Here is a 10,835-nt window from a genome sequence, read left to right as displayed (position 1 = left end):
TGCCGGGCGATTGCACCGGGGAAGTCTTTCTGCAACTGAGTGATCGCAGTGCTCAGCTTGGAGTCTTCACGCGCCTTGAGCATGCCCGGCAGGAAGAAAGCAGTCAGGATCGCGATGACCCCCAGCACGATGGCCAGCTCGATCAGGGTGAAGCCCTTCTGGCGCACACGCTTGGTATTACGTTCGATCATTGATCTATTCCTTTCTCTGTGTTTTTCCTGGGATGGACCTGGCGGTTACAGCTGTGGCACCAACGATGAAGTGCTCGCTTCGCGGATGGGGCGAATACCCGCTTTCTCATGTCGATTCTTCGGTGCGCCAACTCGATCCGAGAGGTAGGGCCGTAGCTCTTTTTCGAGCTGCTCGAACCCGATCACACCTTCGAACACTAGGCGCAAACCATCGTCCCAGAGGTCCTTGAAGGTCCCTTCTGCGATTTGGGAGCGTCTCAGCAAACTGGGGGAGATTCCATTCAAAATGGCCTCCTGAATTTCCGGCGTAAGCTCGAGTACCTCGATGACACCGCGCCGCCCTTTCAATCCGCCAGATTGGTGCGATCCGTTGTTACACACCTGACAGCCTTTGGGGTTTGCTCGATAGAGCTTGAGATCGCCGTTGCTGCCAAACACCGGGTTCGAGCCATACAAGGCGAATCGCTTCTCATCAGACCGGAAGAGGTATTCGACTTTGCAGCTTTTGCAGAGGCTGCGGACCAAACGCTGGGCCATGATGGCTTGCGTGTTGGTTGCGATAATGTCTGTCGGAATATCCATCCTGCCGAGGCGATCCATCGACTCGTGGGCATTGTTTGTGTGCAAGGTGGTCAAGACCAGGTGACCAGTTTGGCCGGCTTTGAAAGCGTACTCGGCGGTTTCGTTGTCGCGGATCTCGCCAAGTAAGATCACGTCGGGGTCTTGTCGTAGCAACGCTCGGAGAGCGGTAGCAAACGACAAGTGCTTACCGCATTCGGTATGCGACATGCCCTCATGCTGGATCTCCACCGGCTCTTCGATGGTGTGGTAGTTCCGGTTCGGGTCCTGGCCATAGATGTCCAGAAGCATCGCATTGAGAGTTGTGGTCTTACCTGAGCCAGTAGGGCCTGTAACGATGATCAAGCCATTGGGGGCCTCACCCAACCGACGGAGCAGCGCCTTGTTTTCGGCTGACATGCCCAGTCTGTCCAGGTTGGCCAAACTCGTGTCGTTGCCCAATAGACGAACCACGACCTTGGGGGTACTCTCCGAGCCCTTGGTGACAGGAAGCGTGCTAACCCGCAGGTTGATTTTCTTATGGGTCGAGACCGCGAAATCAAACTTCCCATCCTGGGCTGCGTTCAGTTCCAGGGTAAGGCCGCAGTTGTTCTCGATGATCACTCGGCAAATGGCCTCGTGAATTTTGGACGTGTAGAGCTTGCGAGTCAGAAGTTCGCCGTCGATTCGCAACCGGACTTGAACCTGATCACCTTGTGTAGGCTGAAGGTGGATATCCGAGGCATTGAGTTTTGCCGCCTCGCGCACCAGGTCTTCAACTCGCTGTGTCGCGCGGGCCTTTAGCTGCTCGCTGTCATGGACCGCGCTATCGTCATCTTCAGTTTCGATCGCCTTGATCGCTTCCAAGCGGGTCAGGCTCACCACACCAACCTTCGGCTGGTGGATGTTGTTGGTCCTGGCGAACCCTGTGGCACGCTCGTGCATCCGTTTGTGGAACGGATTGGCCATGAAGATGGTGTTACCGTAAATGAACCATGGCTCCCCTTCAGGGCCCTGAGTAATCGAGAGCCCTTCCTCCAGCTCGAAGAACACTTCACGGCCGAGCGCCTTGCCGATCGCATGGGCAACTGCTTCGTCGTCCTTGCAGACGCGGAGGATGTCGGGAACAACCTGCTCGATGACTTCGGATACTGGCTGCGTATCTGCTTGCTGTTGCGTGATTTTCCCCGCCTCAACCAGATTCCGCAGGATCTTTCGTTGAATCCCCTGGATGTTATTGCTCATGGTCAGTCGTCCGCATAGCGTTTGGATTTGGTCCAATCGATTACCAGTTCCCGAGTGCCGTCAGGACCTTTGAAAACTGCCTTGTCGAGCCCAAATCGCTGCAGTGTGTAGTCGTTGACCTTTTCGCCATTGCGTACGATTCGGCGCCCTTGGCTGGTCATTACTACGATCGAGTCAGCCCGAACCTCGAGGAGCGCCAGAAAGTGTTTGGCCTTGTCTTCATCGTCGTCGGGGACGTTTTTCTGAGAGGAGCCAGGCTGGACTGGACCGCCTGGAGCAGCCTGTCCATTTGGTCCGCTCATCCCTAACGTAGGCTGGTCGAGCATGAACGGTGCGGCATTGGGGATGACTGGGTTTTGACCGAACGGGAGGTCAGCTTTATCGGGTTTAGTGCCTGCCTTGCGCACCTCTTTACCCAGAGTTGCGATATCTGTTACACCCAGTGGAGAGCCACTTTCGTCCACAATGAAGCCGGCATCCGACATTTTCTTGTAGGAGTCAGCCATTTCAGCCTGAAGTTTCAGCTGATCGCGCTTGTACTCCATGTCTCCAATCTTCCGACTGCGGTCACGATGAGTGTCTGCATCGTCCGCATCTGCAAGAGCATAGATAGGGAGCACAAATTGAGCTGCCATAAGAGTGCCGATGACAAGATTTTTCATAATCAGGTACCCACGACTACAAAGTTAAGTTTCATCACTCCGTTCGCAATGGAGTAATCGTAGAGATATAGGGGAATTTCCTTTTGAAGCGACCGCACACTTGATATCACTACCTGCGGATCGCCTATTACTTGGCCCGGCCAGCCTTTTAGCGGGCCTGAATAAGTATTCCCCATCTCCGAAGAATTGTTCGCGTCGAAGGTTTCGAACTTGAGCCCATCGAGTTCAAATGATGCAGTAGCCTTTTTCCAAGAGGTCACGAGTTTCGGAAGCTTTTCTAGCTCCGTATACCGCTGAACGTCTTGTCTTGAAGTTTCAATTACTGCATCGATCTGATCGAAGTCTCTTGGGAGAGTGCGGCTCTCCCCCATGGTCATGCTGAATCGAACGGCGCCAACTGCCACGGCTGCAATGACAATCAACATCAGATTCGAAAAGCCAAAGGTTGAAATAGACAGTTTTGAGCGCTTGATAATCATTGGTTGTCGCTCCCGCCAATTTCCGAAGGGTCAATTCGAATGACGTAATTCAGGTGGGGAGTGAATTCCGAAACTATGCCTCGGACTTTCTCAGCCGGATCGAATGGCAAGTATTTGCTCGTTACAAATTGGTGCAGCGTCGTGAACCCGACATGAGTTTCACCATCAGGTGAAGTTTCAAGGTTGTTATCGTAAGCAACCAGCTCACTGATCTTGCCGAGCTCAGCAGAGTTGTCCGGCCACTTATCCAGTCGTTCACGCAGTAGCTCGCCAATCTTGGTGTCTAACTCGTCTCTTTGAATTTGCTTGGTTTTATAGACCGCCATATCAGCGTTATACAGCGTGTACATGCCGTAGTTATATACAAGTGTGGCGATCAGCATCAGGCCGCAGATGCTTGCGACCATATACCAGCGTTTGGTTTGATCGTGCCTTTGCTTTTCGAATAGTTCTTGTCGGGTATATGCCGGACTGGTGGGTAACACCAGATCAAGATTATCAAGACTAATGCGAGAAGCATTTGAGAGGTCGTAGTCCATCCACTCAGGGATGAAATTATCTACAAACTCAGAAGAGCTCAGGATGCTCGAAGGCTTATGGACATCCGTACTAGAGTCCAACCGCAGATAAAGCCCGCGGTCAGGACCCATGGGGAAAATAATAACCTCGTTCCCCAGAGGAACGAGGTTGTTGGCGAACAGGAGCTGCCAGAGTCCATACACGTTAATGCCCGGGTACGACTCTCGCATCGACTTTAGTTCATCTTCGTCGATGTAGATCGCTGGCCGGCCGTCTTCGCGTGGCCCCTCAATGATGGTATACACCTCCGACTCGCGGGAGCTGCTGAGCGCCTGCGAGCCGATGGAGTCACGGCAGATGATGACCTCTTCGCCACCAATCTGGATTGGTACGCCAAGAAGCAACTGATTCATTAGAGAGCACCCTCCACCAATGTGGGGGTGACAACCAGGACCAGCTCACGTCTGTCGAGTTGATTGTTGATGTCCTGGGTAAGAGGGTTCAGCACTGCTTTGGTGACCAGATTCTGCCAAGGCAAATGGCGGAGAGCCTGGTTCATCTTTTTGGTGATGAGACCGCCAAGGTGTACTGCGCGACCAGAACTTGTGATCAGTTGTGTGCTGAACTCCTTGAGATTCACACGAGGAGTTTCGAACTGGAAATCACCGATGGCGATCGTGTCGTTGCCACTCAGGTTCGATATCACCGGCCAGATATCAACCAGGAGCTGGTCGTTATCGAGCACCCGCACAGTCACGCTAAGGGTCACGCCGACTTTCAAACGGCCCAATTTCGGGGTAACGGTTACGTTGCCCGACTCATCTTGGGATTGCTCGACGTCAACAATGTAGGTGAGTTCTTCGCCCGCATAGATTTGGGCCGGGACACCATTCCGGACCGTAATGTTGGGCTGGTCGGTGAGCTCAACTCGACCGAAGGTTTCCAGGAATCGGATCAGAACATCGGCTTTGACATGCTCAGATTCGTAGGTTCCTTGGACATTCCAGAAAGGGTCGGTGGTTTCAGTCTTCGTGTTGAAGAAATGAAGTCCCAGCGGGTTACCGTTTACTGTGCTCTTAACAAGCAGATCCCAGTCGATCCCTTTCTGCTTGTCGTTGTTGAGGATGACGTCGTAGGCCTCAACTTGCACGTTCACAATTTTGGTGGCTTCGCCGATCGCTCGCTTGAGGAAGCGGTCGAGGATTTTCATTTTCGAGGGCTTGCCGCCGGCGGTGATAATGCCAACGGAGCGAATCCCCTCGATGTAGGGCTCAATTTCTTCGCTCGAGGTCAGGAGACCGAAATCTGCTGGCGAGGGCGCATCGAAGTTCAAACCGCTCGTCATGCCATTATTGTTGCTGCTGCCGTTGCTGTTTCCACCGACAGCCGCACTCGATGCACCTGCAGAACCCTGCGTGCGACCACGGCTACCTTTATCAGACTCTTTCTCGGCACCGATAATCGTCCGAGCGCCTTCCATCACTTTCAGCCACTCATCTTCAGAGAGTTGCAGACCGATGGTTGTGCCAGTCGAGACGTTGGAGTCTTGTTGGTTGTTGGAATCGTCGTCGCCTGCTTTAGCACCCCGAGTCTGAGTGGATGCGATGACGTTGTTGACGTTCCGAGTCGACGCAAAAGTGGCAAGGTTCCACTCGCGGGTTTCGAAGTCGCTAACGATTACACGCTTTCCTACGATCTCGATGTTCAGGTCTCGGGTCCCTTCGATGTATTCGATGAAATCTGCAAGGGTCATCCCAGCAGCAGCTACATCGATTGGATCGTTAAGGTTGACTTTGCCCTTCGGAATGATCGCGTACCCAGGCAGCGTGTCTTGCAGCACGCTTCGAAGCGGCTTGCTCTGTGCCGTTAGGAAAATCGGCCGGGCTTTCGCAATATCTTCAGTCCTGATCTCGCGTACGAAAGTGTTACCCCGGGCAGCCTGAAGAGCATCTTTCGCTTCGGGTCGCAGGGGGGCATTTTTCGCTTCTTCGGAAATGTCGAAGCTGCTGGTACATCCCAACAGGCCGGTGGCAACCAGCAGAGCCAGGGCAATGGATTTCATCTTCATGGGTGTGGCTGCCTTAGTTCGGGCGGTCGGTGATCAGGATCATGGGAGACGGATTTCCCTGTTCGTCAGTCAGGTCCCAGAAATACTGGTAGCGAACACGGGCGTCCCGGACGGAAGCCGTGAGCTTGCGCAGGGCGATGTCACGGGCGTCAGTGGAAATGAACTCGTAGCGGCGGGTCTCAAGCTCAGGCTTGTTGTAGAAGGCTGTTTTCACACGCCATCCGACCGGCATGATCCCTTCCACAATCTCCTTCAGAGTTGCCCCTTGGTATTCGGCCTCAACCGGTTCGTTGATCACCACGGTCGGGTCTACCCGCTCCAGGGTCACTCGTTTGCGAGCAGCCGTTTCGATCATCTCCGCGTTGTTCTCGGCCAGCATGAGAAGCTGTTTGCTTTCTGTGCGGATCTGTTCGATGTCCGTGAGCTGTGCGACCTGTACCTGATCAGCCTTCGACTGCGCCGCTCGGTTCAGTTCCAGGGCTTTACGAATCTCGGCCTCTTGCGCCAGCAGATCCTGCTTACGCTTTGCAGCAGCCTCGATCGCCGTCTTCTGCGCAGCGATGAGATTGCGTTCTGCTTCGCTACGTGCGGCAGTCAGGGCCTGGCGGTTTCGTTCCAGGTCTTCGAGAGTTTTCCTGTATTGCCGTTCGGTCTCTGTTTCTTCTACCGAGGCAACGGGGTTATCGATCGACAGGTCGATCATTGCCGCAGGTGCTGAAGGCGTTTGCGTAGACCGCTTGTAGTCGATGGGCTGCATCACCTGCTGCGCCCTGCCGGCTTCATAAGTGCGATCGAACGGTGAGAGAGTTTCGCTCCGCGCGAGGTGAGAATCATCAAAGGCGGAAGCGTAGGCGCCCTGGCTCAGGAGGCTGACGCCCAGGATGAGGATCGATTTTTTCACTGCGGAGTCCCATAGAGGCTTCTGTTACCTCAATAGTGGGAAGGCAGTGCTCCAAATCCGGGGTTTGGTTGGAAAATCTTTTTTAAAACCTGCATCGTGATCTTGTGTTCACCACGTTGAGATAGTCATGTCCGCTTCTACACCAAAGGTCAAAGCCTCATCTGGGGTTGTTGCCCTGATCGTCATGATTGCAGTTGTCATCCTGGGCTATGCGGCCTACTTAGAATCCACGCATAAGGCATTGGACTTCCAGGCTGAAGCCCTGTCGCCCCACTTCTACATGTTCAAGCCTCATGCAGTGGTTCAGCTCATCGCATCTGGTGGTTACGTAGGGACGCTGGTTGCAGTCCTGGTAGAAGTGCTGCACTGCATTTTCGCGGCCGCTATGGTCTACACCATTGCCAGGGTTGCAGCTTCCAGGTATTTCCGACCGCGGAACACTTCGACTGAAGCCACTGCGGTGAGCGACGATCCCTTCGAGTACGAATGCTCTATTCCAGGATCGACCATGATGATCCTGCTCAGGAACAACAAGGACCCTCGAACCGGAGAGGAAATTGGAGGGGTAACAGACCTCAACCCCTACAACCAACGCTTCTTCCGATGCAACCGAAAACAGGTAGCTCTGAGCCGGGAGCCGTCGACGCCCATTGAACACCTCGAACTGGCCGTGCATGAGTTACTAGCTGCTCATCCCACAGTCCCAGCCAGTGTCGGCGCTCACCATGCCGATGCCACGTTACGCGAGCATTCCCTCGCCATCGCCAAGGAGGTCTTGTCCTATCTGAAGCGCCAGAATGTGCAGGAACCTCTCGCTTATCTCGCTGGGCTGTCTCATGACTTGGATAAGTTATTGGCATATGCCGAGAAGGCGCCTGGCCAGTGGGTTAAGAACAAGGACGCAACACACCACAACACTTACAGCGCTTACATCGTGCGTCAGATGCCGGAGTTCGCGAAGCTCCAGCCGGAGGATCAGAACGTACTCACCCTTGCGCTGCGCTACTACCACCATCCTGCAATGCTTCCGGTTTCTTCTGGCCCGCGCGTTGAGAAGTTGGTCCAAGCGCTGAGACACGCTGACGGTTTCGTGATCCGTGCAGAGAAGCAAGATGGTATTCGCGCAGCCAAGGAAAGCTCCCAGACTGAGGAACTGATCAGGGAGGCCATCCTGAAATTTGTCGGCGAAGCCAACATCAACAAGTTCCGGGCGACTGGAGAAGCAGAGGGTTGGACGAAGGACGCCATGGAGTTCGTCATCATTCCGATGTCACGAATCCTTGAGTCGATCGGCTCACATTTGCCGCTGGAGTTGAGCCGTCAGCTTCAGATGGGAGTTGATACCCGTACCTTCACCCACCCTGCTATTCCGGTGATGCTGGAGACCCTCGAGGGTATGGGGCTTTTGCTCCATAGCTACAATCATCATGACAGCCCATCGGGCCTGTTTGATGTGAAGATTGGGGTGATCAACTTCAATGCTTGCGTATTGCTAGACAAGGAAACCCTGCAAGAGCTCCTACCCGGGGTTGTCGACCGTTGGGGTATGGCGAACTACAAAATTCAAGTTCGTCGCCCCACTCGAGATGGTGGCGCAGAAGAGGAATCGGGCGGTGATTGACCGCCCGATTTAGCATGCGAAACTCAAATCACTTGATGCTGCTCATTCGGTCCCGAGAATGCGAAGGGCAGCCTCAGTGCGAATAGTCCTCTCCGCTCTGTCTTCATGGCCGAGGTTGTTCCAGCAGGCATACGCCTCCGGATAATGCGCCTGCCGTTCCGAGAGTCGGCACATAGTGACCTTGTACTCGTCTCCCGAAAGGTATTCTTTTGCGAACTGAGCCAGCGTCTGGTCCCTCCCGGTTTCCCAGAGGAGAGAAATCACAGTGTCGATTGCGATTTTCCTGCTCTCTCCGTTGAGCCCCCAGAACTGGATTTTCAGATCGCCCTTGTCCGTTCTATAGACGTACTTGGAGAGGAGCTGCTCTGCCTCTTGGTACTGCCCTCGTTGAACAGCCTGCTGAGCCCCGAGTATAAGGCTGCGGTCCTGAATGTCCGCCGCGGTGACCGGGAGTATGGTTTTGCCACCAGTGCACCCAGTCAGGGTTAGGCAAAGAAGCAGAGCATATTTCTTCATCCCTACTACTCCTTAAAGTGGGTTACTAGAGTGAAGGCGTCCCCTGCGCTGAAGAGTACGTTCTGCCGGTTCTGCAGTTGCTTCAGAAGCGAAGGCTTGACCCCGAACATCCGACTTACTTCACCGTAAGTCGTCTCGGGGGTCTTGAGAAGGAAGTAGGTTGAGACGTTTTTCAGGAGGTCCGGAGTGACCTGGTCTGGCTGCTGAACCCCAGCCCAAACACCCACACCGTAACCGCGTCCCTCGGTCGCAATTCGGTTCACTGGACTCAGAGGCGAGGACGAAATTTGTTTGACGTGCTTCCCTTCGTCCGCGATCAGGATGTGGCTTGGGTACTCGGGATTGAAGAGACCAGACCTTCGAGTATCCATCACTCCCATTGCAAAGACACGACTTGCCACAATACGCATGATGATCTGCTGGTGTTCAGACGAGATATCGGTCAGGACGTATCGGTTGATTTTGCCCGCCTGTGATTTTGAAGGGTTACCAGTGAATAGACGGGATTTCACCATGCCCTGGATGATGCTGCGCAAGCCAAAAAGGGAATCCTTGGACCAGAACTCCCAGAACGTTCCGTTGCCAGTGGACTTGTTCTGCAGCGCCTGGAAATCCAGATGCTTTTTGGCGTAGCCATGCAGGACTCCTTCCAAGTCATCAAGGATCTCGTTGACCTTGTCCTCGATCTCTAATGGATCTTTGCCATCCGCCTTCATTTTGACGATGGCCTTCTCTGCCTTCGACTTGGCCTGGCCATAGGCTTTCATGATGTCGGATACCGACCCCGAATCCATGCTGGCCGAGATGGAGTTGAACACGAGATCGATCTCATCAAGGACCTGATCTAAGGTCGGGGAAGGTCTGATCCAGGACTCAATGTCGTCCTGGGAAATTCCGGCTTTGCGGTAAACCTCGTTCAGAATCTCTTCGAGGTAGTCCAATTGCCGCTTGCCGGTATTCGGTGCAAAAACCTTCACCAACTGCTTCATACCTTCGACTGTCATCAGTACCCCACCCCCCTCTTTCGTCCTCGGGACTTGGAGTGGGTTGAGGGAGCTGCCGCCCTCGAAGTAGTTGAACGTGATGTCGTTGAAGTCTTCCGGCCGAACCAGGTGGCTGAGACCAGCCTTTTCGAAACTCTCGTAGGAGAAGTCGCCTTTGATGTCCAGGACGTGGAATGTCATGCCACGGCTGTAGACACGCGCAAGTAGATTTTGAATCGTATGGGATTTGCCTGCGCCGCTTGCCCCTTCGAAGAGGACGTTAAAGTTGCTGGACTTTGCCAGCACCCAGTCCACGGTTTGGCCGCGGCTGTCGCTCCCGATCCTGATGGGATCATAGTGAGTGAGTCCGGCAATGGCCTGACTCAGCGCTGTAGGTTGGGATGGTGCAGCTTGATACATTTGATTCCCTCGAGGAATTTCAGGTCCGAGGCGATGCCCTCAGGCAGGGCAGAGTCTTGGGAAAGCCGGTGATATGGAAACTTGCATGAGGAGCACTCGAGCTCTTCTTCCTGAAGCTTCACGGAATTGCCAGTGGTGTCGGCGATAACAGCGATGGCCTCATCTCCACCACACTCGCACTCGACGGCAAGCCCTCCTTTACTGAGCTTTACGGGACGATCGTCGAACGTACCCTTTACCTTTGCGGCAGGCGTAGCGTTCGGTGCCAGAGTGAATAGCCACTCCTGCCAGTCTTCGTCATGCAACTTCCCGATCTCTTCGCCCTTCTGCTTGACGTCTATTGCGTGCAGGATGTGTGCGAGCTCGTGAGGGATTGCTTCGTCCACCATCGTCTGCATGTCCTGCTGCAGATACAGGGGCTGAATCCGGAGTACAGCTATGCCGTGCGCCTCCCCACTGATCATCATCACATCCAGAGCGGATGAAGTTGGGTCAGTCATTGAGGGGTCGAAACGAAGGTCCAGCCAGATCCTTTCAGCTGGGAAGTCGACGTTGGTCAGCAGCCGGTTAATTTCCTTCGCAGCGAAGAGCTCGCGTGGGTATTCGGCGTTGTGCTGTTTGATGCGGGCGAAAATGGGGATTTGGGCATTCATACCCCAATAGTGGGAGTTG

The 10,835-nt window shown here is 54.2% G+C and carries 11 protein-coding genes; 1 reads left to right on the top strand and 10 read right to left on the bottom strand.

Annotation, left to right across the window (positions count from 1 at the left end; genetic code table 11):
* From RN02_RS01065 to RN02_RS01035, 7 genes are all read right to left on the bottom strand, one after another.
* On the bottom strand, window positions 1-191 hold a 191-nt coding region (locus RN02_RS01065; RefSeq protein ID WP_010792563.1), incomplete at its 3' end, for a type IV pilin protein.
* Between the two features lie 45 nt (window positions 192-236).
* Window positions 237-1,994, bottom strand: coding sequence for a GspE/PulE family protein (locus RN02_RS01060; protein WP_043312604.1), 1,758 nt, complete (start codon window positions 1,992-1,994; stop codon window positions 237-239).
* A gap of 2 nt (window positions 1,995-1,996) precedes the next feature.
* On the bottom strand, window positions 1,997-2,656 hold the full coding sequence (locus tag RN02_RS01055) for a hypothetical protein (RefSeq protein WP_019439018.1): 660 nt from the start codon (window positions 2,654-2,656) through the stop codon (window positions 1,997-1,999).
* A gap of 2 nt (window positions 2,657-2,658) precedes the next feature.
* Window positions 2,659-3,135, bottom strand: coding sequence for a hypothetical protein (locus RN02_RS01050; protein ID WP_010792566.1), 477 nt, complete (start codon window positions 3,133-3,135; stop codon window positions 2,659-2,661).
* A complete protein-coding gene (locus tag RN02_RS33675) occupies window positions 3,132-4,067 on the bottom strand; it encodes a hypothetical protein (protein WP_010792567.1) in 936 nt (311 codons plus the stop codon). Before RN02_RS33675 ends, RN02_RS01050 begins: the two co-directional genes overlap by 4 nt.
* Complete coding sequence (locus RN02_RS01040) at window positions 4,067-5,722, bottom strand: type II secretion system protein GspD (protein ID WP_010792568.1); 1,656 nt, start codon at window positions 5,720-5,722, stop codon at window positions 4,067-4,069. The genes RN02_RS33675 and RN02_RS01040 overlap by 1 nt, the downstream gene beginning before the upstream one ends.
* Window positions 5,723-5,735: 13 nt before the next feature.
* Window positions 5,736-6,623: a hypothetical protein gene (locus tag RN02_RS01035; RefSeq protein WP_021018427.1), complete on the bottom strand. Its 888-nt coding sequence runs from the start codon at window positions 6,621-6,623 to the stop codon at window positions 5,736-5,738.
* A gap of 127 nt (window positions 6,624-6,750) precedes the next feature.
* Between RN02_RS01035 and RN02_RS01030 the strand changes: the two genes are divergently transcribed.
* The gene (locus RN02_RS01030; RefSeq protein ID WP_019439020.1) at window positions 6,751-8,244 is read left to right on the top strand and encodes an HD domain-containing protein; all 1,494 of its coding nucleotides are present in this window, start codon (window positions 6,751-6,753) and stop codon (window positions 8,242-8,244) included.
* Between the two features lie 42 nt (window positions 8,245-8,286).
* Here the strand turns inward: RN02_RS01030 and RN02_RS01025 are convergent, their stop codons facing one another.
* The 3 genes from RN02_RS01025 to RN02_RS01015 are packed head-to-tail and all read right to left on the bottom strand — an operon-like array spanning window position 8,287 to window position 10,816.
* The gene (locus tag RN02_RS01025; RefSeq protein WP_010792571.1) at window positions 8,287-8,760 is read right to left on the bottom strand and encodes a hypothetical protein; all 474 of its coding nucleotides are present in this window, start codon (window positions 8,758-8,760) and stop codon (window positions 8,287-8,289) included.
* Between the two features lie 5 nt (window positions 8,761-8,765).
* Window positions 8,766-10,163: a helicase HerA domain-containing protein gene (locus tag RN02_RS01020; RefSeq protein ID WP_010792572.1), complete on the bottom strand. Its 1,398-nt coding sequence runs from the start codon at window positions 10,161-10,163 to the stop codon at window positions 8,766-8,768.
* Window positions 10,127-10,816 carry a hypothetical protein gene (locus RN02_RS01015; RefSeq protein ID WP_010792573.1) on the bottom strand — a complete coding sequence of 230 codons (690 nt, stop codon included), beginning with the start codon at window positions 10,814-10,816 and terminating at the stop codon, window positions 10,127-10,129. The genes RN02_RS01020 and RN02_RS01015 overlap by 37 nt, the downstream gene beginning before the upstream one ends.
* Window positions 10,817-10,835: the final 19 nt, after the last annotated feature.

This window comes from Pseudomonas sp. PI1, assembly GCF_000812405.1.
Lineage (GTDB): Bacteria > Pseudomonadota > Gammaproteobacteria > Pseudomonadales > Pseudomonadaceae > Pseudomonas > Pseudomonas citronellolis.
This window is presented reverse-complemented; position numbering and strand designations above follow the sequence as displayed.

Coding starts and splice junctions, on each gene's coding strand:
- RN02_RS01060 (WP_043312604.1), bottom strand. CDS start 1,994: ATGAGCAATAACATCCAGGGGATTCAACGAAAGATCCTGCGGAATCTG.
- RN02_RS01055 (WP_019439018.1), bottom strand. CDS start 2,656: ATGAAAAATCTTGTCATCGGCACTCTTATGGCAGCTCAATTTGTGCTC.
- RN02_RS01050 (WP_010792566.1), bottom strand. CDS start 3,135: ATGATTATCAAGCGCTCAAAACTGTCTATTTCAACCTTTGGCTTTTCG.
- RN02_RS33675 (WP_010792567.1), bottom strand. CDS start 4,067: ATGAATCAGTTGCTTCTTGGCGTACCAATCCAGATTGGTGGCGAAGAG.
- RN02_RS01040 (WP_010792568.1), bottom strand. CDS start 5,722: ATGAAGATGAAATCCATTGCCCTGGCTCTGCTGGTTGCCACCGGCCTG.
- RN02_RS01030 (WP_019439020.1), top strand. CDS start 6,751: ATGTCCGCTTCTACACCAAAGGTCAAAGCCTCATCTGGGGTTGTTGCC.
- RN02_RS01025 (WP_010792571.1), bottom strand. CDS start 8,760: ATGAAGAAATATGCTCTGCTTCTTTGCCTAACCCTGACTGGGTGCACT.
- RN02_RS01020 (WP_010792572.1), bottom strand. CDS start 10,163: ATGTATCAAGCTGCACCATCCCAACCTACAGCGCTGAGTCAGGCCATT.
- RN02_RS01015 (WP_010792573.1), bottom strand. CDS start 10,816: ATGAATGCCCAAATCCCCATTTTCGCCCGCATCAAACAGCACAACGCC.